The 26,832-nt window shown below is 67.3% G+C and carries 29 protein-coding genes and 1 pseudogene; 14 read left to right on the forward strand and 16 right to left on the reverse strand.

What is annotated here, in order from left to right; translation table 11 throughout:
* Positions 1-180 precede the first annotated feature (180 nt).
* The 5 genes from IT40_RS28935 to IT40_RS28940 all read right to left on the reverse strand — a co-directional run bounded on the left by IT40_RS28935 (position 181) and on the right by IT40_RS28940 (position 2,802).
* Positions 181-783 (reverse strand): hypothetical protein, encoded by a 603-nt coding sequence (locus tag IT40_RS28935; protein WP_147307337.1) that lies wholly within the window; start codon positions 781-783, stop codon positions 181-183.
* Positions 784-877: 94 nt separating this feature from the next.
* On the reverse strand, positions 878-1,165 hold the full coding sequence (locus tag IT40_RS21670; RefSeq protein WP_036759651.1) for a hypothetical protein: 288 nt from the start codon (positions 1,163-1,165) through the stop codon (positions 878-880).
* Entirely contained in the window at positions 1,158-1,946 is a 789-nt protein-coding gene (locus IT40_RS30265) for a hypothetical protein (RefSeq protein WP_243700306.1), read from the reverse strand. Before IT40_RS30265 ends, IT40_RS21670 begins: the two co-directional genes overlap by 8 nt.
* 84 nt (positions 1,947-2,030) lie before the next feature.
* Positions 2,031-2,249, reverse strand: coding sequence for a hypothetical protein (locus IT40_RS21685; RefSeq protein ID WP_036759654.1), 219 nt, complete (start codon positions 2,247-2,249; stop codon positions 2,031-2,033).
* Between the two features lie 343 nt (positions 2,250-2,592).
* The gene (locus IT40_RS28940) at positions 2,593-2,802 is read right to left on the reverse strand and encodes a hypothetical protein (protein ID WP_139294125.1); all 210 of its coding nucleotides are present in this window, start codon (positions 2,800-2,802) and stop codon (positions 2,593-2,595) included.
* Between the two features lie 95 nt (positions 2,803-2,897).
* Here IT40_RS28940 and IT40_RS21690 point away from each other — a divergent pair.
* Positions 2,898-3,827, forward strand: a pseudogene (locus tag IT40_RS21690) (IS5 family transposase).
* A gap of 491 nt (positions 3,828-4,318) precedes the next feature.
* Here IT40_RS21690 and IT40_RS21700 read toward each other — a convergent pair.
* Both IT40_RS21700 and rsmI read right to left on the reverse strand, forming a co-directional pair.
* Complete coding sequence (locus tag IT40_RS21700; RefSeq protein WP_052096224.1) at positions 4,319-4,732, reverse strand: YraN family protein; 414 nt, start codon at positions 4,730-4,732, stop codon at positions 4,319-4,321.
* Complete coding sequence (gene rsmI / locus IT40_RS21705; RefSeq protein WP_084197371.1) at positions 4,729-5,637, reverse strand: 16S rRNA (cytidine(1402)-2'-O)-methyltransferase; 909 nt, start codon at positions 5,635-5,637, stop codon at positions 4,729-4,731. The genes IT40_RS21700 and rsmI overlap by 4 nt, the downstream gene beginning before the upstream one ends.
* A 102-nt stretch (positions 5,638-5,739) precedes the next feature.
* Here rsmI and IT40_RS21710 point away from each other — a divergent pair, with 102 nt between their 5' ends.
* Genes IT40_RS21710 through murJ form a run of 3 tightly spaced genes read left to right on the forward strand, consistent with a single transcriptional unit; the run spans position 5,740 to position 11,310 of the window.
* On the forward strand, positions 5,740-6,942 hold the full coding sequence (locus IT40_RS21710; RefSeq protein WP_036759656.1) for a penicillin-binding protein activator: 1,203 nt from the start codon (positions 5,740-5,742) through the stop codon (positions 6,940-6,942).
* Between the two features lie 2 nt (positions 6,943-6,944).
* Positions 6,945-9,755: a [protein-PII] uridylyltransferase gene (locus IT40_RS21715; RefSeq protein ID WP_036759657.1), complete on the forward strand. Its 2,811-nt coding sequence runs from the start codon at positions 6,945-6,947 to the stop codon at positions 9,753-9,755.
* Positions 9,756-9,765: 10 nt separating this feature from the next.
* A complete protein-coding gene (gene murJ, locus IT40_RS21720; RefSeq protein ID WP_036759658.1) occupies positions 9,766-11,310 on the forward strand; it encodes a murein biosynthesis integral membrane protein MurJ in 1,545 nt (514 codons plus the stop codon).
* Here the strand turns inward: murJ and IT40_RS21725 are convergent.
* Positions 11,301-12,017 carry a rhomboid family intramembrane serine protease gene (locus tag IT40_RS21725; protein ID WP_243700307.1) on the reverse strand — a complete coding sequence of 239 codons (717 nt, stop codon included), beginning with the start codon at positions 12,015-12,017 and terminating at the stop codon, positions 11,301-11,303. The genes murJ and IT40_RS21725 overlap by 10 nt on opposite strands.
* An 80-nt stretch (positions 12,018-12,097) precedes the next feature.
* Between IT40_RS21725 and trpS the strand changes: the two genes are divergently transcribed.
* Both trpS and bmt read left to right on the forward strand, forming a co-directional pair.
* Positions 12,098-13,117, forward strand: a complete 1,020-nt coding sequence (gene trpS, locus IT40_RS21730; protein WP_036759659.1) for a tryptophan--tRNA ligase — start codon at positions 12,098-12,100, stop codon at positions 13,115-13,117.
* Between the two features lie 86 nt (positions 13,118-13,203).
* A complete protein-coding gene (bmt, locus tag IT40_RS21735) occupies positions 13,204-14,163 on the forward strand; it encodes a betaine--homocysteine S-methyltransferase (RefSeq protein ID WP_036759660.1) in 960 nt (319 codons plus the stop codon).
* Here the strand turns inward: bmt and IT40_RS21740 are convergent, their stop codons facing one another.
* Positions 14,164-15,246, reverse strand: a complete 1,083-nt coding sequence (locus IT40_RS21740) for a PA0069 family radical SAM protein (RefSeq protein WP_036759661.1) — start codon at positions 15,244-15,246, stop codon at positions 14,164-14,166.
* Positions 15,247-15,390: 144 nt separating this feature from the next.
* Here IT40_RS21740 and IT40_RS29350 point away from each other — a divergent pair, with 144 nt between their 5' ends.
* A complete protein-coding gene (locus IT40_RS29350; RefSeq protein WP_166435398.1) occupies positions 15,391-15,555 on the forward strand; it encodes a hypothetical protein in 165 nt (54 codons plus the stop codon).
* Between the two features lie 73 nt (positions 15,556-15,628).
* Here IT40_RS29350 and IT40_RS21750 read toward each other — a convergent pair whose 3' ends face one another.
* From IT40_RS21750 to IT40_RS21760, 3 genes are all read right to left on the reverse strand, one after another.
* Positions 15,629-15,904: a hypothetical protein gene (locus tag IT40_RS21750; protein WP_240540434.1), complete on the reverse strand. Its 276-nt coding sequence runs from the start codon at positions 15,902-15,904 to the stop codon at positions 15,629-15,631.
* 164 nt (positions 15,905-16,068) lie between these two features.
* Entirely contained in the window at positions 16,069-16,665 is a 597-nt protein-coding gene (locus IT40_RS21755; RefSeq protein WP_036759664.1) for an HNH endonuclease, read from the reverse strand.
* A 155-nt stretch (positions 16,666-16,820) separates the two neighbouring features.
* A complete protein-coding gene (locus tag IT40_RS21760) occupies positions 16,821-17,141 on the reverse strand; it encodes a DMT family transporter (RefSeq protein WP_036759665.1) in 321 nt (106 codons plus the stop codon).
* A gap of 97 nt (positions 17,142-17,238) precedes the next feature.
* Here IT40_RS21760 and IT40_RS21765 point away from each other — a divergent pair, with 97 nt between their 5' ends.
* Complete coding sequence (locus IT40_RS21765; RefSeq protein ID WP_036759666.1) at positions 17,239-17,670, forward strand: VOC family protein; 432 nt, start codon at positions 17,239-17,241, stop codon at positions 17,668-17,670.
* A 210-nt stretch (positions 17,671-17,880) separates the two neighbouring features.
* Here IT40_RS21765 and IT40_RS21770 read toward each other — a convergent pair whose 3' ends face one another.
* Genes IT40_RS21770 through IT40_RS21780 form a run of 3 tightly spaced genes read right to left on the reverse strand, consistent with a single transcriptional unit; the run spans position 17,881 to position 19,810 of the window.
* The gene (locus IT40_RS21770; RefSeq protein WP_036759667.1) at positions 17,881-18,540 is read right to left on the reverse strand and encodes an alpha/beta hydrolase; all 660 of its coding nucleotides are present in this window, start codon (positions 18,538-18,540) and stop codon (positions 17,881-17,883) included.
* Positions 18,541-18,551: 11 nt separating this feature from the next.
* Positions 18,552-19,175: a DNA-3-methyladenine glycosylase family protein gene (locus IT40_RS21775; RefSeq protein WP_036759668.1), complete on the reverse strand. Its 624-nt coding sequence runs from the start codon at positions 19,173-19,175 to the stop codon at positions 18,552-18,554.
* Positions 19,175-19,810 (reverse strand): GntR family transcriptional regulator, encoded by a 636-nt coding sequence (locus IT40_RS21780; protein ID WP_036759669.1) that lies wholly within the window; start codon positions 19,808-19,810, stop codon positions 19,175-19,177. Before IT40_RS21780 ends, IT40_RS21775 begins: the two co-directional genes overlap by 1 nt.
* Positions 19,811-19,875: 65 nt before the next feature.
* On the opposite strand from IT40_RS21780, the gene IT40_RS21785 reads away from it, so the two are divergent.
* From IT40_RS21785 to purF, 6 genes are all read left to right on the forward strand, one after another.
* Positions 19,876-20,562 carry a pyrimidine 5'-nucleotidase gene (locus IT40_RS21785; protein ID WP_036759670.1) on the forward strand — a complete coding sequence of 229 codons (687 nt, stop codon included), beginning with the start codon at positions 19,876-19,878 and terminating at the stop codon, positions 20,560-20,562.
* A 41-nt stretch (positions 20,563-20,603) separates the two neighbouring features.
* Positions 20,604-20,801: a hypothetical protein gene (locus tag IT40_RS21790; RefSeq protein WP_036759671.1), complete on the forward strand. Its 198-nt coding sequence runs from the start codon at positions 20,604-20,606 to the stop codon at positions 20,799-20,801.
* Positions 20,802-20,843: 42 nt separating this feature from the next.
* Positions 20,844-22,034, forward strand: coding sequence for a UbiH/UbiF family hydroxylase (locus IT40_RS21795; RefSeq protein WP_036759672.1), 1,191 nt, complete (start codon positions 20,844-20,846; stop codon positions 22,032-22,034).
* A gap of 150 nt (positions 22,035-22,184) precedes the next feature.
* The gene (gene radA / locus IT40_RS21800) at positions 22,185-23,549 is read left to right on the forward strand and encodes a DNA repair protein RadA (RefSeq protein WP_036759673.1); all 1,365 of its coding nucleotides are present in this window, start codon (positions 22,185-22,187) and stop codon (positions 23,547-23,549) included.
* 43 nt (positions 23,550-23,592) lie between these two features.
* The gene (locus IT40_RS21805) at positions 23,593-24,204 is read left to right on the forward strand and encodes a CvpA family protein (protein ID WP_036759674.1); all 612 of its coding nucleotides are present in this window, start codon (positions 23,593-23,595) and stop codon (positions 24,202-24,204) included.
* A gap of 135 nt (positions 24,205-24,339) precedes the next feature.
* Positions 24,340-25,836, forward strand: a complete 1,497-nt coding sequence (gene purF, locus IT40_RS21810) for an amidophosphoribosyltransferase (RefSeq protein ID WP_116171294.1) — start codon at positions 24,340-24,342, stop codon at positions 25,834-25,836.
* A 772-nt stretch (positions 25,837-26,608) separates the two neighbouring features.
* Here the strand turns inward: purF and IT40_RS21815 are convergent.
* On the reverse strand, positions 26,609-26,832 hold a 224-nt coding region (locus tag IT40_RS21815), incomplete at its 5' end, for an NAD(P)(+) transhydrogenase (Re/Si-specific) subunit beta (RefSeq protein WP_036759676.1).

Here is a 26,832-nt window from a genome sequence, read left to right on the forward strand (position 1 = left end):
CAGAAGCGCGCAGGGCGCTTGAGCAAACTGGGGGCTCCGCGCCCGACCCGCTTGCCCAACCCGAAACCGACCAATATCAACCCAAAGGACTCTCGTTATGAACGAGGGACGACCGGGGGGCAGGTCAAGGTCGATGAAGGTTCGTGTCAGAAGATCGTTATAGGCCGTGACCTTCCAACCTCATGCGACGAGTGTCATCGGTGTCCTCGTACTCGATAGCCTTGCTGCTTTTCCCGATATCGTTTTCAGGATGATGCATTCTGCTGGGACTGTGCAGATCGCTTTCTGATTGACGATCAGCTCCTCGAATCGCTTTTGCAGTACCGTGCTGACCTGGATTCTGCTCGTCCTGTTTCCCTTGGCTCCGGGGGCGGCATAGCTTCCAGTCGATACTCGTACCAATCCAGCAGCATTCAACCGCTTCACCAGCACCACCACATGCTTGGTCAACGCCAAAAGATTATACCGGGATTTGCTGCTCCAGGCTCCTTCCGAGAAAGGCATACCCAAACAGAGAAGGGGGTCCTCCCGCCACACCAGATAAAGCGCCGTCACCAGCACCCGGAGCTGTTCGATATAGGGCCGCGCGGGTTTCTTGCCACCTTTCTGCTTTCCTGCCTCATCAGCAGCAAGGTGTTCGTCCCAGATCTCCTGCACCAGACCAATCAAGGCGGGGTCTTCCGTCCAGACGGCGGTGTCCAAAGGCCGGGAATGCTGCGAGTCAAAGATGATCTCCTGCGGTGCTGCTTCTAGTGCTGGTTCGTTCGGTGGCTCTTCCTGCATCCCGTCCCGTCTCCGTCGTGGGCGTCATAGATAAGGTGGCGATAAAAAAAGAAAAGTGGTGCTCCCCGGCGACCAAAGCCGCCGAGGAAATTTTTTACATGCTGTCGATGGCATCCATGACCAGTTGAATTGCCTGCTTCTGCCACGGGGCAAGGACAGCACGGGCAAGGGGTAGCCAGCCCTCATCGTCAAGCCTGACCACCTCCTCCCCCTCGTCCGTCACGTCATAGGCGAGGCTGCCACCACCCGGCCCAAGGAAGACCACCGAGCAATCGCTGCCAAACACGCGCGACAGGGATTCAGCATCAGCCTCGTGGCCATAGGGCAGCCACCACCGCCCCCCGGAAAACACCAGAGGATAGACTTCAAGGGGTTCAGTCATCCCAACCTCCCAGACGTCCGGTGTGCAGGTAATAGGCGAGGGCTTCACGGAACTGGGCGGCATCCCGGAAACCCTGCTCCTGCGCTGCCCGATCCTCGGCCATGGAACGAGAAAGACCGCCATCATATTCCATGATAGCGGCCCGCTCCTCGAACTCGTCAATGTCGGGAACTAGAGGCATGGCAACCCCACCTTCTCGACGATCTCGCGCTTCTGTTCGTCGCTGATCCCGGCGGAATAGATGCCATAGGTCATCCTGTTTTCCGACCGCGCCGATTGGTGGCCAACGATGGATGCCGTGAAATGCTCCGGCACCCCTGCCCACTCGCACTGCGTCACGAACCATTTCCGGGTGGAATGGAACACGATACCGGGACGATCCAGCCCCAGCGCCTCCCTTATCGTGGCAAACCGCTTGGTGACGATCGAGACCGTCAGGGCAGGAAACAACCGCCCCTGCCTTGGCAGCCTTTCCAATAGCGGTGTGCACGTCGCACCGACCCGCAGGCGTGACGCTGAGCAGGCAATATTGCCCCTGATCCCGACCCATCTGGCGCATCAGCCTGTGCAGCGCGCCACACTCTTCGGGATTGGCCGACTGCAATGCCCAGCCATGCAGCCATGCCGCCGACAATCGGATCTGGAACTTGCCAAGCGCCTTGTCGACGGCAGACTGGATGGCGTCGTGGCCCGCCAGGGTAATGGCAAAGCCCTCGTCGATCAGCTGGCCCTGCGTCTCGGTATCCAGTTCGACCGGGGATTGCCCGCCGAGCTGCGTCATCGTCCCGAGATCAAGGCACCAGCGCTCGAGAACGTCGATCTGCAGATCGGGCAGCCACGGGCAGGCGCTCTGCCCATTAAGCTGTCACAGAACGGCCCGCTCAAAACGGGACAGCCGCTGCTCGACGATCATGTCCTCCAACCTGTGAAGCCAGTTCGGATCAGCGCGGCAACGGGCCGGCGGATCGTAGCAGGTCGTGTAGTCGCGATAGGGCAAGGACAGCAGCGCAACGCCATGTCTCGCGCAACTCGACAGCATGCGGGGCAGCCAATTCGCGTGGATTGCCAGTTCTGCAGCATCCATCCGGCTGCCCCGCCCCTGGTCGATCCAGCAGGCGGGACAGATGGCAAGATCGTCCTTTCGGATGGATCTGTCAGAAACCGCTGCCCGAGAAGATCGGTGTATTTCCGGTCGATCTGGCGTGGCGATTGCGCCAGCAGCTCGGCACAGTCGGAGCCGGTCAGAGCGGCAAGCTGCGCAACCTGCCCGGGATCGCCGGCGCAGAGCGGATTCTTCTCCATGCCCACAGCGGTGCAGAATTCGGCCAGGGTGCGGCGGCCATTCGCCTCGGTATTCCGCGCCAGCAACGAAAATGCGGGCTCTCCCGGTTTCGCGGAAAGGGAGATTGGCAGACGGGACAGGAAGGTCATAATGCCCTCCGCCGCTTCTTGGCGGGCGTCTGGCTGGGAACCGAGCGCGGTGCGGACACAGCAAGATAATTATCTGACAGGAACGGGTTCAGGGCCGGAACGCAGTCATAGCGCAAGCGATACGCCTCGGCGAAATGGCTGATCTGCAGGACCGAAGCGCCTTCCGTCAGTGCCTGCTTGATGGCCCGCAGGATGATCGCACACATCTCCCCGAAGGCATATTGTGCCGCGCAGAGCGGCTTTGTTGCACTTCCCCTTGGTTGATGGATTCATGTTTTTGAGTCAGCGGGTTAGGTTGTCCATGAGCAAACCCATCCCTGGTTTCCGAACGACGAATTGGTCCAGCTATAGTCGGTCCCTGAAGCGCCGTGGCTCCCTGATGGTTTGATTTGACCCGGAGATGGCTTGGTTCGCGGTCCCGAGCAGCAAGGCGGGTCATCCTGGGGGGTTTTCGGTGGCGGCCATACAATTCTGCCTCTCAATCAAGGTGCTGTTCGGGTTGCCGCTCCGGCAAACGACGGGGTTCCTGGAGAGCCTTCTGAACCTGTCCGGGCTCGACTGGCCGGTGCCGGATTACACGACGCTCTGCCGCAGGCAGAAGCACCTCAAGGTGCAGATCCCGTATCGCGCGGCGTCCGGGCCGCTGCATTTTCTGGTGGACGGCACTGGCATCAAGTTCTCTGGAGAAGGCGAGTGGCAGGTCCGCAAGCACGGGGCCAGCCGCCGTCGCCAGTGGCGCAAGATCCACATCGGTATTGATGCCGATACGTTGGAAGTGCGGGCGGTCGAGATGACCAGCAACCGCATCGGAGATGCATCGGTTCTGCCCGACCTGCCGGTGCAGATACCGCCGGAGGAGCAGATCGGCAGCGTCACCGCCGATGGAATCTACGACACCAAAGGCTGCCACGCCGCCATCGCGGCCCGAGGCGCTGAAGCCATCATACCGCCGCGCCGAAATGCCCGCACCTGGAAGGGGGATGATCTAGGCCTATAGGCGCGAAACGAAGCGCTACTTGCCTGCAAACGCTTCGGACGGGCCAACTGGAAGAAATGGTCAGGCTATCACCGACGAAGTTGCGTAGAGGTCAAGATGCGTTGTCTCAAGCTCCTGGGTGAGCGCATCATGGCGAGAGACTTCGACCGGCAGGATGCAGAGGTTCAGATCCGAATAGCACTCATGAACCGCTTCGCGTCACTCGACTCGCCGGAGACCGTTCGCATGCGCTGACGAGAGAAAGGAAAGGGATAAGTTCGACCTAAACCCGAATAACGCAACAAAGCCACGCTAGCCGAATCTTAGGGCAATGAAGCTCGTGTCTGATACTCGGAGACGGGCATTGCTCGTTAGCGTCCGCAAGCATGGTGTAATTTCATCGACGTAACCGGTGTCATCCTGGGCGGCCAGCGAGATGCATGATCCAGAGGGAGTTTCGACGCTTCAACCGCCGGAAAACCCCAATCGCCCAATCCACCCTATCCAAGCTTCTGGCAAAGCATGACCGGGGCTTTTCCTGCGCGGTCTCGTCGAGGGCATTTTGTCCCGCACGCATCAAGACACATGCATCGCCTCTCCACCGCATGTAAGCCCTGTCCCTCGCAGCCGCGCGACGCAGGCACCGCGGTCCTTCATCGGACCATGAGGCCAGCTTGCCGCTGCGATCCGGGTCGGACAGATGCGACGGGAAGCGATCCTTGGGGGTCGGAAAACCTCATCGACCTTCAATTCGAGCCAAAGGCGTTCTCGATGATCTCGACGCGCCCGAACTGATCGACAAGGGCGGCATCGAAACGCATCGCGGTCAGCAACCCGGAAGGCAAGCGGCCGCAATATTCCAGCGCCGCATTGCAGATCCGCGCGATCTGCCGCGCACCGATCCGCTCCGCCGCCCCGGCGTGAAAGCGCGACTTCTTGACCTCGACGAAGGCATATTCGTCATCCTTGCGCAAGATCAGGTCGATTTCGCCGCCCCGCCCGCGCCAGCGTTCCGCCATGACCTCGTAACCGCGCCGGCGATATTCCCGCGTCACCGATTCCTCGGCGAAACGGCCGGCGGAATGGGCAACGGCACCTTGCCGGGCCTTCATGTCTAGGGCCGGAACCGGCGTCCCGCCGGAAATCCTTTCGAACCTCATTCCTGCTCCTTCTTCATCTCGAGCGCCAGCGCGTAGATTTCACGCCGGGGACGTCCGAACCGCGCCGCCACCTCTGCCGCCGCCTCCTTCACCGGCAGCCTGCCCAGCAGACCCGCCAGGGCCTCGCGCATGCTGCCCTCGTCGGCGGCGACCGGCTCGGGGTGCCCGAACAGCACCACGATTTCGCCGCGCAACCCTTCGGGCGGGATCCGTTCCAGCAGTTCCGCCGCCGTGCCGCGCATCACCTCTTCGAATTTCTTCGTCAGTTCCCTGCAGATCACCGTAAGCCGATTCGCCTCAGCTTCGCACAAATTTTCCAACAGTTGCTTAACGCGCCTGGGGCTTTCGAAGACGATCACCGTCGCATCGACCTTGCGCCAGCTTTCGATCCAGCTGCGCCGCGCCCCGCCGGCGGCCGGGGGAAAGCCCACGAACAGGAACCGGTCGCTGGGCAGGCCCGAGACCGACAGCGCCGCCAGGGCCGCCGAGGGGCCGGGCAGCGCCCGCACCGCAAAGCCCGCCTCGGCGGCATCTCGCGCAAGCCGGTAGCCGGGATCGGCGACCAGCGGCGTGCCCGCGTCCGAGGCATAGGCCACCGACCGCCCCTCGGCCAGGGCGGCCAGGATCGCCGGGCGTTGCCGGTCGGCATTGTGGTCGTGATAGGCGAGGATGCGGCGGCCGCGCACCGGGATGCCGTGAATATCCATAAGATGCCGCAGGTTGCGGGTATCCTCGGCGGCCAGGACATCGGCGGTGTTGAGCACGTCGAGCGCGCGCAGCGTGATGTCCCTGGCCGAGCCGATCGGGGTCGCGACCAGGTAGAGCCCCGGTTCGGGCGACGCGGCCGAGACGGTCAGGGAAAGCGGCCGCGCGCCCGTCCCGGTTGTGCTGGCGCCATCCTCCATCGCGGTCCCTTTCGTTCTGCCGGGGCAAGTTGCCATGTCCCGAATATGCCAATAACCTGCCCCCATCAAACCCCTAGCCTCGATCCAACAGGGAATCACGCCATGACCGTCCTGAAAACGATCCGCGGCGCCTTCGACCTGCGCCGCCCGCTTGCGCGCGTCGGAGCTGTCCTTTCCGCCCTGGCGCTTGCCGCCTGCCAGCCGATCGAGATGGGGGCCTCGGGCCCGCAGACCGGCCAGAGCATCGACCCCTCGCAGCCGGTGCAGGTGGCGCTGCTGGTGCCGGGCGGCACGGGAAGCGCGGACCTGGACTGGCTGGCGCGTTCGCTCGGCAATTCCGCGAAGATGGCGGCGGCCGATGCGCGCGGCGCCACCATCGACCTGCGCATCTATGATGCGGGCTCCGAGCCGGGCACCGCGGTCGCCATGGCCAACCGCGCGGTGGCCGAGGGCGCCAAGATCATCCTGGGCCCGCTTTTCGCCGACAGCGCCAATGCGGTCGGCAATGCCATGGCGCCCCAGGGCGTGAACGTGCTGTCCTTCTCGAACAATACCGACATCGCCGGCGGCAATGTCTTCGTGCTGGGCAATACCTTCGACAACGTCGCCGACCGGCTGGTGAAATACGGCGTCAGGAACGGCAAGCGCCGCATCCTGATGGTGGCCGAGGACGACACCGCCGGCCAGGTCGGCGCCCGCGCCATCGAGCGGGCGATCCGCAGCAACGGCGCCACCCTGGCCGGGACGGCGGTGCATCCGCTGTCCCAGTCCGGCATCGACGCCATCGTGCCGAACGTCACCCAGGCGGCGCTGTCGGGCAATGTCGATGCGGTCTTCCTGACCGCGAACCAGGGCGCGGTGCTGCCCTATCTGACCGACAGGCTGGCCGATGCCGGCGTCACCTCGGCCACGGTGCAGATGATGGGGCTGACGCGCTGGGACCAGCCCTCGGCCCGGTTGCAGCTGCGCGGCGTGCAGGGCGGCTGGTTCGCCATTCCCGACACCACGATGAAGGCGCAGTTCGACCAGCGCTATCGCGCCGCCTATGGCGAGACGCCGCATGAGCTGGGCTCGCTGGCCTATGACGGCGTGGCCGCGATCGCGGCGCTGGTGCGGGCGGGCAACCGCAATGCGCTGACCACCTCGGGGCTGACGCAGAGCGCGGGCTTCGCCGGGGTCTCGGGCGCCTTCCGGCTGAAGCGCGACGGCACCAACGAGCGCGCGCTGTCGGTCGCCACCGTGCGCGGCGGCCAGGTGGTGGTGCTGGATCCCGCACCGCGCAGCTTCGGCGGCTTCGGGTTCTGATCTTGAGCGCCAAGGACACCGACAGCCTGCCGCAAAGCGCCCCGGCCCTGCCTGGGGCGCATTCCCTGTTCAGCCCTGAAAGCTTCCTGCCCGCGCTGACCGAGGCGCTAAGCGGCATCGCCGAGCCGCGCGAAATCCGCGCGCGCACCGTCGCCATCCTCGCCCAGGCCCGCAGCGCCGCCATGGGCGACATCGCGGCGGGCTTCATGTCCCATCCCCGCGCCGCGCGCGAGACGGTGCGCGCCATCGCCAGCCTTACCGACGCCACCGTCGCGGCGATCCACCATGTCGCCACCACGATCCTGCATCCGCTGCTCAACCCGACCGATGCCGAGCGGCTGGCGGTGCTGGCCATCGGCGGCTACGGCCGGGCCGAGATGGCGCCGCAATCCGACGTGGACCTGCTGTTCCTGACGCCCTGGAAGGTCAGCGGCTGGGCCGAGAGCGTCGTGGAATCGATGCTCTACATGCTTTGGGATCTGAAGCTGAAGATCGGCCAGTCCACCCGCTCGATCGACGATTGCCTGCGGCTGGGCGCCGGCGACATCACCATCCGCACCAGCCTGCTGGAGCATCGGCTGATCTGCGGCCATGCCGCCGCCGCCGAAATCCTGCGCGACCGGCTGTGGTCCGAGCTTTTCGACAAGACCGTGCCCGAGTTCATCGAGGCCAAGCTGGCCGAGCGCGCCGAACGCCACCGCCGCCAGGGCGGTCAGCGCTACGTGCTGGAGCCGAACGTCAAGGAGGGCAAGGGCGGGCTGCGCGACCTGCAGACCCTCTACTGGATCGCGAAATACATCCACCGGGTCGACCGCGCCGTGGAACTGGTCGACCTGGGCTTCTTCACCCGCGAGGAGCACCTGACCTTCTGGCAGGCCGAGGACTTCCTCTGGGCCGTGCGCTGCCACCTGCACCTGATCGCCGGGCGGCCGCAGGACCAGCTGACCTTCGACATGCAGGTCGAGGTCGCCCGCCGCATGGGCTATCGCGACCTGGGCGGCCGGCGCGCGGTCGAGATCTTCATGCAGGACTATTTCCTGCACGCCACCCGCGTGGGCGAGCTGACGCGGGTCTTTCTGGTCGCGCTGGAGGCCCGCCACCTCTATCGCGCGCCGATCATGAACATCCTGTTCCAGCGCCGGCGCCGCGTCCGCGCCGGTTTCCGGATGGACCGGGGGCGGCTGACCTATGCCGACGAGCGGCAGTTCCTGTCCGACCCGCTGAACATCCTGCGGCTTTTCGAAGAGGCGCTCAGGACCGGCATCCTGATCCATCCCGACGCCATGCGCGCCGTCGCGGCCAACCTGGACAGCATCGACGACCGCATGCGCTCGGACCCCGAGGCGGTCAGGATCTTCCTCGACCTGCTGCTCAAGCACGGCAACCCCGAACGCTCGCTGCGGCGGATGAACGAGCTGGGGGTGCTGGCCGCCTTCATCCCCGAATTCGCGCCGGTGGTGGCGATGATGCAGTTCAACGTCTATCACCACTACACGGTGGACGAGCACCTGATCCAATGCGTCGCCGCCCTGGCCGCCATCGAGCGCGGCGAGGATGCCGAGGATCTGCCCGTGGTCAGCAAGATCATGAAGGGCAAGGTGAACCGGCGGGTGATCTACCTGGCCGTGCTGCTCCATGACATCGGCAAGGGCCGGGCCGAGGATCACTCGATCCTGGGCGCGCGGCTGGCGCGGCGCATCTGCACCCGCTTCGGCCTGCCGGCGGACGAGATCGAGACCATCGAATGGCTGATCCGCAACCACCTGCTGATGTCGGACGTGGCGCAGAAGCGCGACATCGCCGATCCACGCACGCTGCGCGACTTCGCCAAGGCGGTCAAGACCACCAAGCGGCTGGACATGCTGCTGGTGCTGACCGTCTGCGACATCCGCGGCGTCGGCCCCGGCACCTGGAACAACTGGAAGGCGATGCTGCTGCGCAAGCTGCACCAGGAAACCAAGCTGGCGCTGGAAAACGGCCTCGAGGAGCTGAACCGCGACAAGCGCATCGGCGAGGCCAAGCGGTCGCTGCGCCACCTGCTGACCGCCAAGGGCTGGGAGCCCAGGGCGATCAAGGCCGAGCTGGGCCGGCATTACGACAACTATTGGCCGGGCCTGCCGACCGAGACGCAATATGTCTTTGCCGAGATGCTCAAGGATCTGGGCGAGGACGAGATCCGCACCGACCTGCATCCCGATACCGACCGCGACGCAACGCGGGCGGCCTTCGTGCTGGCCGACCATCCCGGCATCTTCTCGCGCATGGCGGGGGCGCTGGCGCTGGTGGGCGCCAATATCGTCGATGCGCGCACCTATACCACCAAGGACGGTTTCGCGACCGCGGTGTTCTGGTTGCAGGATGCGGACGGCCATCCCTATGCCGCCGACCGGCTGCCGCGGCTGCGCACCATGATCCAGCGCACCCTCGGCGGCGAGATCGTCGCGCGCGAGGCCCTGGCCGGCCGCGACAAGCCCAAGAAGCGCGAGGCCGCCTTCCGCTTCCCGACCCATGTCACCTTCGACAACGAGGCCTCCGATGTCTATACGGTGATCGAGGTCGATACCCGCGACCGGCCCGGCCTGCTCTACGACCTGACCCGGACCCTGGCCGACAACCACATCCAGATCGCCAGCGCCGTGATCGCCACCTTCGGCGCGCAGGTGGTCGACACCTTCTATGTCAAGGACATGTTCGGGCTGAAGCTGCACCAGCCGGGCCGCCGCGAGGCGCTGGAAAAGAAGCTGCGCCAGGCGATCAAGGACGGGGCCGAGCGCGCCGAACGCGCCGAGCGCCCGCTGGGCGGATCGTTCTGAGGGACAGGGGATGCAACCGATCAGACTAATCCGGGGCTTTCTCTCGGTGGGGGCATGGACTCTGGCCAGCCGCGTCGTGGGCTTCGTGCGCGACGTGATGATCGCGGCCTACCTGGGCACCGGCCCGGTGGCGCAGGCCTATATCGTCGCCTTCACCCTGCCCAACATGTTCCGCCGCTTCTTTGCCGAGGGCGCCTTCAACACCGCCTTCGTGCCGATGTTCGCCAAGCGGCTGGAAAGCGGCGAGAACCCGCGCGGCTTTGCCGAGGAAGCCTTCGCCGGGCTGGCCACGGTGGTCCTGGCGGTCTCGCTGATCGCGCATATCGCCATGCCCTGGCTGGTGCTGATGCAGGCGGCGGGCTTTCAGGGCGACGAGCGCTTCGACCTGGCGGTGATCTATGGCCGGATCTGCTTTCCCTATATCCTGTTCATCTCGCTGACGGCGCTGCTCTCGGGGCTGCTGAACGCCGGCGGGCGTTTCATGGCAGCGGCCGCCGCGCCGGTGCTGATGAACTTCATCCTGATCGCGGCCATGCTGCTGGCGGACCGCCATGGCTGGGACATGGGGCTGGCCATGGCTTGGTCCACGCCGGTTTCGGGGCTGGCACAGCTTTTCACCGTCTGGTGGGCGGCCAAGCGCATGGGCTTTGCGCTGCGCCTGCGCCGGCCGCGGCTGTCGCCGGACATGCGCCGGCTGCTGGCCGTGGCGGCGCCCGCGGTGCTGGCGGGCGGCGTGGTGCAGGTCAACCTGCTGGTCGGCCGCCAGGTCGGCTCGTTCTTCGACCGCGGCATCGCCTGGCTGACCAATGCCGACCGGCTGTATCAGCTGCCCTTGGGTGTCGTCGGCATCGCCATCGGCATCGTGCTGCTGCCCGACATCTCGCGCCGGCTGAAGAACGGCGACACGGGCGGCGGCCGCCATGCCTATAACCGCGCCGCGGAATTTGCGCTGTTCCTGACCGTTCCGGCGGCCGTGGCGCTGGTCATCGCGGCCTATCCTCTGATCTCGGTGCTGTTCCGGCGTGGCGCCTTCCTGGCCGCCGATGTCGGCCCGACCGCGCTGGCGCTGGCGATCTATGGTCTGGGGCTGCCGGCCTTTGTCCTGCAAAAGGTGCTGCAACCCTTGTATTTCGCGCGCGAGGACACCCGCACCCCGTTCCGCTTCGCGGTCTGGTCCATGGTGGTCAATGCGGTGGTGGCGCTGGGGCTTGCGCCCTTCATCGGCTTTTCCGCCGCCGCCTGGGGCACCACCATCGCCGGCTGGACCATGGCGGCGCAGCTGTGGCGCGGCACCCGCGCCTTTGGCGAGGCGGCCGCGCTTGACGACCGCTTCCGCCACCGCCTGCCCCGCATCTGCGCCGCCTCCGCCGTCATGGGCGCGGTGATCTGGGGGCTGATGCTGGCCTTGGGCGATGCGCTGGAGCAGCCCGGCACCCGCTATCTGGCGCTGTCCGCGCTGGTCTTCGGCGGGCTGGCCGCCTATGGCGCGGCGGCGCTGGTCCTTGGCGCCTTCCGCCCCTCGGACCTGCGCGCGGGCCTGCGCCGTCAGCGCTGACGGATCTGGCGCATCACCCGCGCGATCCCGCCCGGCACCAGCACGAAGGACAAAAGGAAGCCGCAGCAGAAACCGGCGATCTCGGCGATCCAGGTCAGGCTGCCGTCCTGGAACAGGATGGCGAAGACCAGCTGGAAGGCCAGCAGCATGCCGATCAGCACGAAGGCCCGCAGCCGGTTCGCGTTCTCCTGCCCCAGCCGGGTCCAGAGCAGGAAGGTAAAGGCGCCGACGAAACCATAGACCGCCGGATAGCCGCCGATCAGCGCCTGGAAGCGGAATTGCGGCAAAAGCCCCGCGGCCAGCGTATAGACCAGCGCGCCGCCGATGGCCGAGCCGAAGAACAGCGCCACGACCGCCCAGGCGCGGAACTGATGCGCGATCAGGTTCCCCAGGGCCAGGGTAAAGACGATGACGAACAGCGCATGCGTCAGCGACAGATGCACGAAGGAATAGGTCAGGATGCGCCAGCTCTGGTCCAGCACCACCATGCGCATCTGCCACAGCCGCAGCACCAGTTCGGGGATATAGGCGGTGCGCTCGACCGCGATCTGGCGCATGGCAAGGCCGGCGCCCGGCCCGCCGCCGCCAAGAAAGCCCATCTGAGCCAGGCCGAACACCGCCTCGCAGGCGATCATCGGCAGGGCGATCATCCACACCACGGCGGGCACGGGGTTCAGGGGCGATTCGTCGTAACCGGGTCGCATCATGGCTCCTTTCCAGTGGGCTGTTGCGCCCGGACGGGGCAAGGGGTAAGCCAGCCACCGGGATTTTCCAAGCAGGTAGTGCCATGACCACGAGCTTCGCCAAGCGCATCTTTTCCGGCATCCAGCCCTCGGGCGGGCTGACGCTGGGCAATTACCTGGGCGCGCTGAAACGCTTTGCGGACTATCAGGGCAAGGGGGCCGAAACGATCTATTGCGTCGTGGACCTGCATGCGATCACCGTCTGGCAGGATCCCGAAAAGCTGCGCCACAACACCCGCGAGGTCGCGGCGGCCTTCATGGCCTCGGGCGTGGACCCCGAGGTCTCGATCCTGTTCAACCAGAGTCAGGTCAGCCAGCACGCCGAACTTGCCTGGCTTTTCAATACCGTGGCGCGGGTGGGCTGGATGTATCGCATGACCCAGTTCAAGGACAAGGCCGGCAAGAACAGCGAAAATTCCAGCCTGGGCCTGCTGGCCTATCCGTCGCTGATGGCCGCCGACATCCTGGCCTATCACGCCACCGCCGTCCCGGTGGGCGAGGACCAGAAGCAGCACCTTGAACTGACCCGCGACATCGCCGCCAAGTTCAACCACGACTACGGCGTCGATTTCTTCCCGATCACCGAGCCGCTGATCGAGGGCACGGCGACCCGCGTCATGTCCCTGCGCGACGGCAGCAAGAAGATGTCGAAATCCGATCCTTCGGACGCCAGCCGCATCAACCTGACCGACGATGCCGACGCCATCGCGCAGAAGATCCGCAAGGCGCGCACCGATGCCGACCCGCTGCCGGGGTCGATGGAGGGGCTGAAGGACCGGCCCGAGGCGAAGAACCTGGTCAACATCTACGCCGCGCTGACCGGCGAGAGCGGCGACCAGGTGCTGGCGCGGTTCGAGGGCCAGGGCTTCGGCGCCTTCAAGCCGGCCTTGGCCGAGGTCGCGGTCGAGGCGCTGGCGCCGATCACCCGGCGCATGACCGATTTCATGGCCGACCCGGCCGAGATCGACCGCATCCTGGGCCGCGGCGCCGGCCAGGCCGAGGCCATCGCCCACCCGATCGTCGAGCGCACCAAGGACATCATGGGCATGATCCGCTCGCGCTGAGCGCCGGGCAGTCCCACCGAATGTTTCAATGACTTCCCCGCAGGATGGGCTATGATTCCCCATCCTGCCGCAAAACGGGAAAAACCATGCCTGATCAATTGTCGAGGATGCTCGGCGAACGCCCATGGTTGCTGGCCGATGGGGCGACCGGGACCAATCTTTACAACATGGGGCTGGCATCGGGCCAGGCGCCGGACCTGTGGTGCGAGACCCATCCCGACAAGGTGCGCGCGCTGCACCGGCAGATGATCGCCTCGGGCGCGGATATCATCCTGACCAACAGCTTCGGCGCCAATGCCAGCCGGCTGCGGCTGGCCAAGGCGCAGGACCGCGTGGCCGCGCTGAACCGCGCCGCCGCCCGCCTGGCGCGCGAGGCCGCGGCCGAGGTCGGCCGCGCCGTCGTCGTCGCCGGCTCGGTCGGCCCCATCGGCGAGATCATGGCGCCCATGGGCCGGTTGACCGAGGCCGATGCCACCGCCATGTTCACCCAGCAGGCGCAGGCGCTGAAAGAGGGCGGCGCCGACGTGCTGTGGATCGAGACGATCAGCGCCGCCGAGGAAATGCGCGCCGCCGCCAAGGCCGCGCAAAGCGTCAGCATGCCCTGGTGCGGCATGATGAGCTTTGAGCCGGGCGGGCGCAGCATGATGGGGGTGACGCCGCCGCAGCTTGCCTCGCTGATCGACCGGCTGCCGCATCCGCCCCTGGCCTATGGCGCGAATTGCGGCACCGGCCCGGCCGAGCTGCTGCTGGCCGTGGCCGGATTCGCCGCCTCGGGCAACGAGCGCCCCCTGATCGCCAAGCCCAATGCCGGGGTGCCGCGCTATCAGGACGGCGGGCTGATCTATGACGCGACGCCCGAGGTCATGGCCGAATTCGCCGTGCTGGCGCGCGACATGGGCGTGCGCATCATCGGCGGCTGCTGCGGCACCACGCCCGCGCATCTGGCCGCCATGCGCGATGCGCTGGTCGCCGCGCCGCGCGGCCCGCGCCCCTCGCCCGAACGCATCTCGGCCCGCATCGCCCAGGCCATGGGGCCGGGCGAATAGTCAAAACAGCGACAGCTGGTCCCCCGCCCTGGGCGGCGGGCCGAAGCGGCTGCAATCCAGCACTTCGGATTCGCGCTGCAATCCCAGCCGCTTGCGGGCCAGGCGGAAACGCTGCAGCAGCAGGCCGGCCTCGGGCCCCTCGCCGCGCATGCGGCTGCCGAAACGCGGGTCGTTGTCGCGCCCGCCGCGCATCGCCTGCACCCGCGCCATGACATGCGCGGCCTTGCCGGGATGATGGCGCTCCAGCCAGTCGCGGAACAGGGGCGCCACCTCCAGCGGCAGGCGGATCGGGATCATGCTGGCAGCGGTCGCCCCGGCATCGCGGGCGGCCTGCATGATGCGCTCGACCTCATGCTCGGTCAGCACCGGGATCACCGGCGCCACCATGACGCGGACCGGAACCCCTGCCCCGGCCAGCGCCCGGATCATGCGCAGCCGGGTCGCCGGCGCCGGCGCGCGCGGCTCCATCTGCCGCGCCAGTTCCGCGTCCAGCGTGGTGATCGAGACCCCGGCCAGCACCTGCCCCCTGGCCGCCATCGCCCCCAGCAGGTCCACGTCGCGCATGACGGTCGCGCCCCGCGTCACCAGGCTCAGCGGGTGGTTCCAATCGTGCAGAACCTGCAGGCAGCCGCGCATGATGCCCAGCTTGGCCTCGATGGGCTGGTAGGGGTCGGTATTGGTGCCGAAGGCGATGGGCGCGACGGCATAGCCGCGACGGCCGATCTCGGCCTCCAGCAATTCGGGGGCATTGGGCTTGGCGACGATCCGCGTCTCGAAATCCAGCCCCGGCGACAGGCCCAGATAGGCGTGGCTCGGCCGGGCGAAGCAATAGATGCAGCCATGCTCGCAGCCGCGATAGGGGTTGATCGAGCGGTCGAAGGAAATGTCGGGCGACGTGTTGCGGGCGATGATCGAGCGCGCCCGCTCCTGCGTGACCTCGGTGCGCAGCAGGTCCTGCTCTTCGGGGATGTCCCAGCCGTCATGCTCGCGCTCGGTCCGGTAGGGCTCGAACCGGGCGGCGGGGCGCGAGTCGGCGCCGCGGGCGCGCAGGATCTCGTCGGGATTGCGGGGTGGCAGGCTCATGCCACCAGACTAGAACATTACGTGAACATTTTCCAGATCGCGCCGCGAAAGCGCAGCTGGAATCGGCAGCGGAACGCGCAAAGCCGGATCGGGGGCTTTTCGGCGCGCCCCGGCGGGGCCATATTGAAGGCAACGGAGGATGCCATGCCGCTGCCGCATTTCCTGATCCTGATCCTTGCCGTGATCCTGGCCGCCGGGCTGACGATCTGGGCTGCAAGCGCCATCGGCATTCCGCTGTTCGCGCTGGGGTTCCTGGCGCTGCTGGCGGCGGCGATCGCGCATCTGACGACGCGCGATCACCGAAGCTAGTCACCCCGCCGCAGCAGGCGGAGGGGTTGGAGAAAGGGCGCTGCTGGCGCCGTTTTCCGTTTTTTCTGCGGCGTCACGCCGCGGCATTGCCCGGCTTCTCGGCGCTTTCCTTGACGGCCGAAAGCGCCGCCTCTTCCGTCCAAGCCCGCCCATTCGCATTCGGATCGTTCAGGACCGTCCAGGCCCAGGCGGCGACGCCGGGCTGTTTCGGATCGTGACAGATGCGCCCGACCGGCTCCTCATTGCGGCAAATGGTCCAGTCGCCCGAAACGGGTTTGCCGTCCACCACGGTCTGAATACGTGTCCACATACGAGATCCTTTCTTGTCTTTTCGTTGATCGCCCTGCATGGCCGCAACTTGCGGGCAGCCATGCGCGCGGACGATGGTCGCAGCGCCGGACGAATCCGAATCGGCGCGTCATCAGGCTTGATGTCATCACGCAAACCTGACGGTTTCTTTAACCGGCATTGCGCGGCGCTGCAATAAATCCGCTGCGTCCGGCGCGGCCGTGCCTAGTCCGACAGCAGTTCCGTATCCCAGTAGAGGAAATCCATCCAGCTTTCATGCAGGTGATTCGGCGGGAAGCGCCGGCCTATGGCATGCATCTCGTCGGGGGTGGGCCGGCGCGGCGGGCGGCGCAGCCGCAGCCCCGAATTCTTCAGCGATTTGTTGGCCTTCCTTAGGTTGCAGGGCGAACAGGCGGCGACGACATTCTCCCAGCTGGTCACGCCGCCGCGCGAACGCGGCACCACGTGGTCGAAGGTCAGCTCGCCCTTGGCGCCGCAATACTGGCAGCAAAATTCGTCCCGCAGAAAAAGATTGAAGCGCGTGAAGGCCACGCGCTTCTGGGGTTTGACGAAATCTTTCAGCACGACGACCGAGGGGATGCGTATCGCGTGATGCTGGCTTCGCACCACCTCGTCATATTCGGCGATGATCTGGACCCGGTCCAGGAACACCGCCTTCACCGCCTCCTGCCAGGGCCAGAGCGACAGCGGATAGTAGCTGAGCGGTCTGAAGTCGGCGTTTAGAACCAGTGCGGGATGGTGGCGCGAGAAGGATGGCTCGCGCACGAATTGGGTTCGAAATTCGCCATGGTCGTCCAGCATCGGCCCTCGCTTCGCCTTGTCCGGGACGGGTCAGAACATGGCACCGACTATATATCGCGGCTCCGGGCTGACAAGTCCCTGAATATATGCCTGGCGCACAAATAGCCGGGGGGCGTGACAGGCGCGTGACAAGGACTGACTGGGCTTGCCGCGCCTTATTGCGGCGAGGCGATCTTCATCAGCACCAGCCCCGCCACGATCAGCACGGCGGCGACAAGGCGCAGCGCGTCGGCCGATTCGCCCAGCAGCAACACGCCCAGGACGAAGGTGCCGACCGCGCCGATGCCGGTCCAGATGACATAGGCGGTCCCCAGCGGCAGCACCTTCATCGACAGCGACAGGAACCAGACGCTGGCCACCATGGCGACCAGGGTGATCGCGGTGGGCCAGGGCCGGGTGAAGCCCTCGGACTGCTTCATGGCAAAGGCCCAGATCACCTCGAACAATCCCGCCACGCCCAGATAGATCCATGCCATGCCGCGCCTCCCGTCCTTTCGGGCAAGCTGTTGCGCGCGACGCGGCCAAGGTCAAGCCGGGCTGGCCTGCCCGGCGGATTGCTGGCAAGATCGGGCCATGACCAAGCCCCCGACAACGCCGCCCCGGCTGACCGGCACGCTGGAATCCGCGCTTTACGCCGAGGATCTGGACGAGGCCGCCCGTTTCTGGACCGAGATCATCGGCCTGCCCGAGATCGCCCGCGTGCCCGGCCGGCACGTGTTCTTTCGCTGCGGGGCGCAGGTGCTGCTGGTGTTCCGCGCCAGTGCGACGCGCGTGCCGCCCAAGCCCGATGCCCGCCTGCCCGTGCCGCCGCATGGCAGCGAGGGGCCGGGGCATTTCTGCATGGGCGCCGAGCCGGGCATGTTGGACGCCTGGCGCGCGCATCTGGAAGCGTCGGGGGTAGAGATCGAGGCCGATTTCTTCTGGCCCCAAGGCGGCCGGTCGCTGTATTTCCGCGACCCGGCCGGAAACTCCATCGAGATCGCCGATCCCGCCATCTGGGCGTGACCCGGCACCGGCGGCTCGGCCGCAGGGATCAGCGTCGGGCGCGCACCGCCACGGGCTGCGGCGCCAGAAGACGCAGGGAAACCAAGCCGGCCGGAATCAGGGCGATTGCGGTCATCCAGATCAGGGTCATGTGCGTTCTCCTCGTCTCATCCTCTTATCAGGAAGGTAGGAACTGCTGTTCCTTTCGCAAGTGCGAAATCGCTCAAAGCGTCACGACCTCGCGGCAAACCGCTCTTTCAGGAAGGCCAGCGCCACCGACAGCCCGTCGGGCGAGATGCCGTGACCGGTGCCCTTCATCACATGGCCGTAGACGGTGAAGCCGGCCTTTTGCAGCGCCTCGCCGGCGATGCCCATGCTTTCGAAGGGCACGACCGGATCCTGGTCGCCATGGATCAGCAGGACCGGCGGCTTGACCCGCGCCTGCCCCGCGCCCTCGGGGTCCAGCAACCGGCCCGAGAAGCCGACCACCCCGGCGATCTCTTCGTCGCGCTGCGGCGCCACGGCCAGGGCCATCATCGTGCCCTGCGAAAAGCCGACCAGCGCCAGCCGGTCCGCCGCCAGCCCCTCATCCGCCATGATCTTGTCCAGGAAGGCGTTGATGTCCTCGAAGGATTGCGCGGCCGAGGCCTGGGCCTGCGCCTCGGACGAGCCGTCCATCCAGGGGATCGGGAACCACTGGTAGCCCATCGGATTGTTGAGGCAGGGCTCGGGCGCGTTCGGGGCATGGAAGGCGGTGCCGGGCAGATGCGGCGCCAGCGGATCGGCCAGGCCCAGCAGGTCGGCCCCGTCGGCGCCATAGCCGTGCAGGAAGACCACCACCGAATCGGCCTTGCGCGGGCCCTTGCGTTCGGATTTCAACTCGCGCGGCATCTCGTCCCCCTTCAGCGGACGCCCTCGCGCCCTTTCGCGACCCGGTAATAGGCCCAGAGCGCCCGGCCCGCAACCGCCCGCCAGGGCCGCCAGGGCTCGGCCAGTTCGGCCAGCGCCGCCGGGCGGGGCCGCTCGGCCAGGCCGTAGAGCAGCCGCGCCGCCTCGGCCAGCGCCAGGTCGCCCGAGGCGAAGGCATCGGCGCGGCCAAGCGCGAATTTCAGATAGATGTCGGCCGTCCAGCGCCCGATGCCGGGCAGCGCGGTCAGCCGGGCGATCACCTCGTCGTCGGGCAAGGCGCGCAGCCCCGCCCAATCAAGCTGCGCCGCGGCGATGCCGCGCAGATAGCGGATCTTCGGCCGCGACAGGCCGGCGGCGCGCAGCGCCTCGTCATCGGCGGCAGCGATCCCCGCCTCGTCGGCCAGGCCGGCCGCGGCCATGCGCGCGCCGATGGCATTCGCCGCCTGGACCGAGATCTGCTGCGAGACGACGGCATCGCGAATCGCCGGAAAGCCCTCGGGCCAGCGCCGCAGCGGCAGGGGCAGCAGCGCCGGCAATTCGCGCGCCCAGACCGGGCAGGCCCGCATCAGATGCGCCGCGCCTTCCTCCAGGTCGGCGGCGGCGCGGATCTCGCGCATCAGCCCTCGTCCTCGTCGGCCAGCCGCGCCTCTTCCTTCAGCCGGGTCTCGAAGGCCATCGAGATGTGGTGGCGCAGCGCCTGTTCGGCAGCCGGCCCGTCATGGGCGGCGATGGCCTCGACGATGGCCTGATGCTCGTCCAGCGTGACCACGTCGCGGCCCTGCGCCGCCAGGCTGGTGCGCGCCATCAAGGCCATGCTGCGATGCACCAGGTCCAGCTGCTGGACCAGATAGCGGTTGTGCGAGGCCAGGTGGATCTGATGGTGAAAGCGACGATTGGCCCGCGCCAGCGCCTGCGGGTCGCCCAGGATGGCGCGGTCGTCCTCGACCATGCCGGCCAGGACGCGCACCTCCTCGGGCGTGGCGTGGCGCGCGGCCAGCCGCGCCGCCAGCGCCTCGAGTTCCGCGCGCACGGTGTAAAGCTCGGCCAGCTGGTTGTGGTCCAGCGTGGCAACGATCAGGCTGCGCCCGTCGCGCTTGAGCATGGACTGGGTCTCCAGCCGCTGCAAAGCCTCGCGGACCGGGGTGCGCGAGACGCCGAAGCGTTCGGCCAGCTCGGATTCGACCAGCCGGTCGCCGGGGCGGTAAATGCCATTGTCGATGGCCGAGAGGATCAGGGAATAGGCGTCTTTCATGGGACGCACGATCCGCGCTTGCAACGGCGATTGCAAGCGCCATGCCGCAGGTTTAGGCAGGGATCATGGATTTTCGGCATGTCACCACCTGGATCTTCGATCTGGACAACACCCTTTATGCGCCCGAGGTCAGGCTTTTCGCCCAGATCGAGCGGCGCATGACTGCCTTTGTCATGCGCGAACTGCGCGTGACCGAGGCCGAGGCCAACCGGCTGCGCAACCATTACTGGCGCCAGCACGGCACCACGCTGGCGGGGCTGATGGCCGAGCATGGCGTCGATCCCCTGCCCTATCTGCGCGAGGTCCATGACATCGACTTCACCGTGCTGACGCCCGACCCGGCGCTGGCCGGGCTGATATCGGCCCTGCCCGGTCGCAAGATCGTGCATACCAACGGCGACAGCGCCTATGCGGCGCGGGTGCTGGAACATCGCGGGCTGATGGTCTTCGACGCCATCCACGGCGTCGAGGAGGCGGATTTCCACCCCAAACCCGACCCGCGCGCTTATGCCGCAGTCCAGGCCGCCGAGGGGTTCGACCCCGCCCAGGCCGCCATGTTCGAGGACGACCCCAGGAACCTCGCCATCCCGCATTCGCTTGGAATGCGGACGATTCTGGTCGGTGCGGGCCGCCACGGCCCGGACGAGCTGGCCCAGGATCACGACCACGGCCCGCATGTGCATTACCGCACCGGGGATCTGGGCGCCTTCCTGCACGGGCTTGCCGCAAGCCCAAGCTTGGGTAAGATCTGAAATTCGCCGACAGGAAACCGAAAAAAGAACAGGGAACGCGCATGTCCGAACCGCTTACTCCCGCCGAGGCCCAGGCCGAGGCGCGCACCGCCACCGCCCTTTACATCTTCGCGCTGCTGGTCGTCGTGCTGGCGGTTGTCGGCGTTCTGATCTGGGGCCTGCCGGCGCTCGGCATACTCGGCCTTGCGGCGACGCTGCTGATGTTCCTCATGCTCGGCGCCTATGCGGCCGGGTTCTAGGCCGACCCGCACCGACCCCCTCACCAGACCCGGCGCCAGACCATGCAGATCGACGATACCGAGATCCTCGTTTCCGGCGGCGGCATCGCCGGGCTGATCGCCGCGGCCGCCTTCGGCAGCGCCGGGCATTCCGTGACCTGCGTGGACCCCGCCCCGCCCGTGACCGAGGAAGGCGCCCAGGGCTCGGACTTGCGCAGCACCGCCTTCCTGCACCCCTCGATCGCGGTGCTGCAGGCGGCCGGGCTCTGGGACCGGCTCGCGCCGCATGCCACCGCGCTCCAGGTCATGCGCATCATCGACGCCGGCGGGAAACTGTCGGAGGCGCGGCTGACGCGCGATTTCGACGCATCCGAGATCTCGGACCAGCCCTTCGGCTGGAACCTGCCGAACTGGCTCCTGAAGCGGGAAATCTCGGCCCGGCTCGCCAGCCTGCAGAACGTCCGCTTCCTGCCCGGCACCGGCACCGCGGGCCTGCTGGTCCGCGACAGCGAGGCGCTGGCCACGCTGACCGACGGCAGCCGCATCCGGGCCAGGCTGGTGATCGGCGCCGACGGGCGCAACTCGCCCACCCGCGAGGCGCTCGGCATCGGCACCCGCACGCTGCGCTATGGGCAAAAGGCGCTGGCCTTCGCCGTGACCCACGAACGCCCGCACGACAACGTCTCGACCGAGATCCACCGCTCGGGCGGCCCCTTCACCCTGGTCCCCCTGCCCGACCGCGACGGCAAGCCCTCCTCGGCCGTGGTCTGGATGGAGCGCGGGCCGGAAACCGCCCGGCTGCGCGCCCTGCCGCGCGAGGCATTCGAGGCGGAACTGAACCGCCGCTCGGCCGGCGTTCTGGGCCAGCTGACCCAGGCGACGCGGCTGACGGAATGGCCGATCATCAGCCAGATCGCCGATCGCTTCACCGGCCCCCGCACGGCACTGATCGCCGAGGCCGCGCATGTCGTCCCGCCCATCGGCGCGCAGGGGCTGAACATGAGCCTCGCCGATCTCGCCTCGCTCATCGACCTCTCGGCCGGGGATCCCGGCAGCGCCCGGTCGCTTGCCGCCTACGAACGCCGCCGCCGCCCCGAAGCGCTGGCCCGACTGGTCGGCATCGACGCGCTGAACCGCGCCAGCATGATCTCGGCCCGCCCGCTGCGCGACCTGCGCGCCGCCGCCCTGGGCGGGCTCTATGCCGTCGCCCCGGTGCGCCGCATCATGATGCGCGCCGGCCTGGGCGTGACCTGAGCCCCCTTTCGCCGTTTCCCAGATACTCATCCGGCCGGCCCAGCCAGCACCGCCCCGGACTTCTTCGTTCCCCCAATACCCAAGGGACCGCACCGCCGGGCGCGCCCTTCCCGGCTGGCGCGCGCCGGCGCAATCTGCCAGATAACGGCCATGGCCAAACCGATCACCGCCTTCACCTGCACCGCCTGCGGCGCCAGCCATCGCAAATGGGCCGGCCGCTGCGACGCCTGCGGCGCCTGGAACACCATCATCGAGGAAGCGCCGCTTTCCCAGGGCCCCGGCCGCGGCCTGGGCACGCTCAAGGGCAAGCCGATCCCGCTCTCGGGCCTTGCCACGCAGGACGCGCCGCCCCGGCGCGCCACCTCCGGCATCGCCGAGCTCGACCGGGTGCTGGGCGGCGGGCTGGTCCCCGGCTCGGCCATCCTCGTCGGCGGCGATCCGGGCATCGGCAAGTCCACCCTGCTGCTGCAGGCCGCCGCCGCCTTCGCCCGCGCCGGCCAGCAGGCGATCTATGTCTCGGGCGAGGAAGCCAGCGCCCAGGTCCGGCTGCGCGCGCAGCGCCTGGGCCTCGGCGACGCGCCCGTCCGCCTGGGCGCCGAGACCGCGTTGCGCGACATCCTGACCACGCTCGACGCCGAGCGGCCCGATGTCGCGGTGATCGACTCGATCCAGACGCTCTGGTCCGACCGGATCGAGGCCGCGCCCGGCTCGGTGGCGCAGGTCCGCGCCAGCGCCCATGAGCTTGTCACCTTCGCCAAGCGGCGCGGCACCTCGGTCATCCTCGTCGGCCATGTCACCAAGGAGGGCCAGATCGCCGGCCCACGCGTGGTCGAGCACATGGTCGACACCGTGCTTTATTTCGAGGGCGAGCGCGGCCACCAGTTCCGCATCCTGCGCGCCCACAAGAACCGCTTCGGCCCGGCGGACGAGATCGGCGTCTTCGAGATGACCGGCGGCGGGCTGGCCGAGGTCGCCAACCCCTCGGCGCTGTTTTTGTCCGAACGCGGCGAGGCCAGCGCCGGCTCGGCGGTCTTTGCCGGGATCGAGGGCACCCGCCCGGTGCTGACCGAAGTGCAGGCGCTGGTCGCCCCCTCGACATTGGCAAGTCCCCGCCGAACCGTGGTCGGCCTCGACTCCGGCCGGGTCTCGACCATCCTCGCCGTGCTCGAGGCGCGCTGCGCCGTCCCCTTCGCCGGCCTCGACGTTTTCCTCAATGTTGCCGGGGGGATGCGGGTCAGCGAACCCGCCGCCGACCTGGCCATCGCCGCCGCGCTCCTCAGCGCGCGCGAGGACGTGGCGCTGCCGCCCGAGGCGGTGCTTTTCGGCGAAATCAGCCTGTCGGGCGCCCTGCGCCCCGTCGCCCAGGCGGAAAACAGGTTGAAAGAGGCGCAGAAACTTGGTTTTTCACGGGCGATCCTGCCTTCGGCGACCAAGGTCGAGGGCGTGGCCGGGATGCGGATCGACCGCATCGCGGATCTGACAAGTTTCGTGGGCGAGACATTCGGCGCCGGATGAACTCGTCCCAAAGACGCGGGCAATCCCGCGAAAGGGCGTGAAAATGGACGGATTCACCATCATCGACGGCATCGTCGCAGCCGTGATCATCCTCTCGGCGATCCTGGCCTATGCGCGGGGATTCGTGCGCGAATCGCTGGCGATCCTGGGCTGGATCGGCGCGGCCGTGCTGGCCTTCATCTTCGCGCCGACGGTGCGGCCGATGGTGGCGCAGGTGCCGGGGCTCAACAAGTTCCTGGCCGACAGCTGCGAGCTTGCCACCATCGCCGGCTTCGCTGCGGTCTTCGCGCTGGCGCTGGTGCTGTTTTCCATCATCACGCCGCTGTTCTCCTCGGTCGTGCAGCGCTCGGCGCTTGGCGGCGTCGACCAGGGCATGGGGTTCCTCTTCGGCGTGGCGCGCGGCATCCTGCTCGTCGCCATCGCCTTCATCGTCTATGACCGGGTGATGGCCAGCCAGCCCGTGGCGGTGGTGGACAACTCCCGCTCGGCCCAGGTGTTCGAGCGCATGCGCGGCCAGATGGACCAGCAGATCCCGCAGGACGCGCCGGGCTGGGTGGTCAGCCGCTATGAACAGCTGGTGCGCAGCTGCGCCCCCACGGGCCAGCCGGTCGATGCCCAGACGCCGGCCCCCACGCCCGCAGCACCGGCGAATTGAGCCGATATGGCCAATTTGTGACATAAAATACGCCCCGCGACGGCCGTGGGGCGTGACTTCGCCCGCATGACACCCTAGATTGGCGTCAAGCGTCCCCTTACCCAGCCCCCGGAATAGCCCCAAGAGTCGGTGATGATGCAGCCATTCCTTGCCCATCCCTTCGATTCCGACCGCCTGCACGAAGAATGCGGCGTGTTCGGTGTGATCGGAGTGACGGATGCCGCCAATTTCGTCGCCCTGGGGCTGCATGCCTTGCAGCACCGCGGGCAGGAGGCCGGCGGCATCGTCAGCCATGATGCCGAGCAGGGCTTCAACAGCGCCCATCGCTTCGGCTATGTGCGCGACAACTTCACCAAGCAAAGCCTGATGGAGACGCTGCCCGGCTCGCTCGCCATCGGCCATGTGCGCTATTCCACCGCCGGCACCAAGGCGGCGACGGCGATCCGCGACGTGCAGCCCTTCTTCGGCGAATTCGCCATGGGCGGCTGCGCCGTGGCGCATAACGGCAACATCACCAATGCCATGGCCCTGCGCCGCGAGCTGATCGAGCGCGGCTCGATCTTCCAGTCCTCCTCGGATACCGAATGCATCATCCACCTGATGGCGCGGTCCATCCAGCGCAACATCCCCGAGCGGATGAAGGACGCGCTGCGCCGGGTCGAGGGCGCCTTCGCGGTGATCGCCATGACCCGCACCAAGCTGATCGGCGTGCGCGACCCCCTGGGCGTGCGGCCGCTGGTGCTGGGCCGCATCGGCGACGACGGCTTCGTGCTGGCCTCGGAAACCTGCGCGCTCGACATCATCGGCGCCGAGTTCCTGCGCGAGATCGAGCCGGGCGAGATGGTGGTGATCTCCAAGGGCGAGGTCGAAAGCTCTCGCCCCTTCGGCCCTTCGACGGGGCGCTTCTGCATCTTCGAGCATGTCTATTTCTCGCGCCCCGATTCGATCATCGGCGGCCGTTCCGTCTATGAGACCCGGCGCCAGATCGGCGTGGAGCTGGCCCGCGAAGCCCCGGTCGAGGCCGATCTGGTCTGCCCGGTGCCCGACAGCGGCACCCCGGCCGCCATCGGCTATGCCCATGAAAGCGGCATTCCCTTCGGCATGGGCATCATCCGCAACCAGTACATGGGCCGGACCTTCATCGAGCCGACCGAGCAGATCCGCAACATGGGCGTGCGGCTCAAGCTCAACGTCAACCGCGCGCTGGTCAAGGGCAAGCGGGTGGTGCTGGTGGACGATTCGGTGGTGCGCGGCACCACCTCGCGCAAGATCAAGGACATGATCCTGGACGCGGGCGCGGCCGAGGTGCATTTCCGCATCGCCAGCCCGCCCACCGCCTGGCCCTGCTTCTACGGCGTGGACACGCCCGACCGAGAAAAGCTGCTGGCCGCACAGATGTCCGAGGAAGAGATGCGCGAATGGATCGGCGTCGATTCGCTGGCCTTCGTGTCGCTGGACGGGCTTTATCGCGCCGTGGGCGAGGCCAAGGGCCGCAACAATGCCTGCCCGCAATATTGCGACGCCTGTTTCTCGGGCGAATATCCGGTGGCGCCCTTCGACCAGCTCGAGCGCGGCTTTCGCATGAAATCCTCCGGCGTCCCCAGCCCCGTCACCGGCCACGCCGCGGAATGACGGCCCCGGCGATGCCGGGCCCTGCCGAGAGCTGAGGGCCGGTATCGCCACGGGCACTCCCTCTTTCTGAGCGATGGTTGCCCACGCGGGCGAATGGTTCCGCCCTCGCAGGCGCCGGCTTTTTGGTTGCCAGACTGGGCGCTTTCGAACAACAGATGTGCAGGCGCCGGCCATGTGCCGGTCAGGCCCGACAGCCGCAGGGACAGCAAGGCCCCCACGATACCGGACCATGCCGAGCGGAGGCCGCATCGCGACGGCCCTCCATCCTTCTTGAACGATTGGTTTGCCGAGGCGGGCGGGGCGAATGCTTCCGCCCTCGCAGACGCCGGCTTTCCAGCCGCCGGACTGGACGCTTTTGGACAGATGCGCATAGGCCGGCCATACGCCCGGCCTTGGGCAGGTCAGGCCAGACAACTGGAGGAGTGACAAGGCCCCGACGATGCCGAGCCATGCCGAACTAAGGGCCGATATCGCCACGGGCACTCTTTCATTCTGAACGATTGTTCGCCCGCGCGGGCGAATGCCTCCGCCTTCGCAGGCGCCGGCTTTCCGGTCGCCGTGCTAGGCGCTTTGGGACAGATGCGCAGGGGCTCTGGCCTTCGGCAGTTCGAGCCCGGCAACTGCGCGGGCGGCAAGGCGGCGCATCGCATCTCCTTGCCAGCATCGGAAACGGGCGATACCGCTTACCCATTCCCGAAAAATGAAAAGAGCCGCATTGCGCGGCTCTTCCCGATATATCGCGGGGGCGACCAGGTGAGCCCGCTGCGCCCGCTCACTCGATCATGGGCAGGAGCTGGTCGATGGATTTCTTGGCGTCGCCGTAGAACATGCGGGTGTTTTCCTTGTAGAACAGCGGGTTCTCGATGCCCGAATAGCCGGTGCCCTGGCCGCGCTTGGAGACGAACACCTGCTTGGCCTTCCACACCTCCAGCACCGGCATGCCCGCGATCGGCGAGTTCGGGTCCTCCTGCGCCGCCGGGTTCACGATGTCGTTCG

It is taken from the genome of Paracoccus versutus, assembly GCF_000763885.1.
GTDB lineage: Bacteria > Pseudomonadota > Alphaproteobacteria > Rhodobacterales > Rhodobacteraceae > Paracoccus > Paracoccus versutus.

Excerpts from the sequence above, each read along its gene's own strand:
- rsmI (WP_084197371.1), bottom strand. The coding sequence starts at position 5,637 with ATGGAGGATGGCGCCAGCACAACCGGGACGGGCGCGCGGCCGCTTTCC.
- IT40_RS30265 (WP_243700306.1), bottom strand. The coding sequence starts at position 1,946 with ATGACGCAGCTCGGCGGGCAATCCCCGGTCGAACTGGATACCGAGACG.
- IT40_RS21685 (WP_036759654.1), bottom strand. The coding sequence starts at position 2,249 with ATGGATGCTGCAGAACTGGCAATCCACGCGAATTGGCTGCCCCGCATG.
- IT40_RS21755 (WP_036759664.1), bottom strand. The coding sequence starts at position 16,665 with ATGCTGGACGACCATGGCGAATTTCGAACCCAATTCGTGCGCGAGCCA.
- IT40_RS21785 (WP_036759670.1), top strand. The coding sequence starts at position 19,876 with ATGGATTTTCGGCATGTCACCACCTGGATCTTCGATCTGGACAACACC.
- IT40_RS21765 (WP_036759666.1), top strand. The coding sequence starts at position 17,239 with ATGACCAAGCCCCCGACAACGCCGCCCCGGCTGACCGGCACGCTGGAA.
- IT40_RS21710 (WP_036759656.1), top strand. The coding sequence starts at position 5,740 with ATGACCGTCCTGAAAACGATCCGCGGCGCCTTCGACCTGCGCCGCCCG.
- IT40_RS29350 (WP_166435398.1), top strand. The coding sequence starts at position 15,391 with ATGCCGCTGCCGCATTTCCTGATCCTGATCCTTGCCGTGATCCTGGCC.
- IT40_RS21795 (WP_036759672.1), top strand. The coding sequence starts at position 20,844 with ATGCAGATCGACGATACCGAGATCCTCGTTTCCGGCGGCGGCATCGCC.
- IT40_RS21670 (WP_036759651.1), bottom strand. The coding sequence starts at position 1,165 with ATGACTGAACCCCTTGAAGTCTATCCTCTGGTGTTTTCCGGGGGGCGG.
- IT40_RS28940 (WP_139294125.1), bottom strand. The coding sequence starts at position 2,802 with ATGTGTGCGATCATCCTGCGGGCCATCAAGCAGGCACTGACGGAAGGC.
- IT40_RS28935 (WP_147307337.1), bottom strand. The coding sequence starts at position 783 with ATGCAGGAAGAGCCACCGAACGAACCAGCACTAGAAGCAGCACCGCAG.
- IT40_RS21790 (WP_036759671.1), top strand. The coding sequence starts at position 20,604 with ATGTCCGAACCGCTTACTCCCGCCGAGGCCCAGGCCGAGGCGCGCACC.
- IT40_RS21780 (WP_036759669.1), bottom strand. The coding sequence starts at position 19,810 with ATGAAAGACGCCTATTCCCTGATCCTCTCGGCCATCGACAATGGCATT.
- IT40_RS21750 (WP_240540434.1), bottom strand. The coding sequence starts at position 15,904 with ATGCAGGGCGATCAACGAAAAGACAAGAAAGGATCTCGTATGTGGACA.
- IT40_RS21805 (WP_036759674.1), top strand. The coding sequence starts at position 23,593 with ATGGACGGATTCACCATCATCGACGGCATCGTCGCAGCCGTGATCATC.
- IT40_RS21770 (WP_036759667.1), bottom strand. The coding sequence starts at position 18,540 with ATGCCGCGCGAGTTGAAATCCGAACGCAAGGGCCCGCGCAAGGCCGAT.
- IT40_RS21760 (WP_036759665.1), bottom strand. The coding sequence starts at position 17,141 with ATGGCATGGATCTATCTGGGCGTGGCGGGATTGTTCGAGGTGATCTGG.
- IT40_RS21725 (WP_243700307.1), bottom strand. The coding sequence starts at position 12,017 with ATGATGCGACCCGGTTACGACGAATCGCCCCTGAACCCCGTGCCCGCC.
- radA (WP_036759673.1), top strand. The coding sequence starts at position 22,185 with ATGGCCAAACCGATCACCGCCTTCACCTGCACCGCCTGCGGCGCCAGC.
- IT40_RS21740 (WP_036759661.1), bottom strand. The coding sequence starts at position 15,246 with ATGAGCCTGCCACCCCGCAATCCCGACGAGATCCTGCGCGCCCGCGGC.
- IT40_RS21775 (WP_036759668.1), bottom strand. The coding sequence starts at position 19,175 with ATGCGCGAGATCCGCGCCGCCGCCGACCTGGAGGAAGGCGCGGCGCAT.
- trpS (WP_036759659.1), top strand. The coding sequence starts at position 12,098 with ATGACCACGAGCTTCGCCAAGCGCATCTTTTCCGGCATCCAGCCCTCG.
- murJ (WP_036759658.1), top strand. The coding sequence starts at position 9,766 with ATGCAACCGATCAGACTAATCCGGGGCTTTCTCTCGGTGGGGGCATGG.
- bmt (WP_036759660.1), top strand. The coding sequence starts at position 13,204 with ATGCCTGATCAATTGTCGAGGATGCTCGGCGAACGCCCATGGTTGCTG.
- IT40_RS21700 (WP_052096224.1), bottom strand. The coding sequence starts at position 4,732 with ATGAGGTTCGAAAGGATTTCCGGCGGGACGCCGGTTCCGGCCCTAGAC.
- purF (WP_116171294.1), top strand. The coding sequence starts at position 24,340 with ATGCAGCCATTCCTTGCCCATCCCTTCGATTCCGACCGCCTGCACGAA.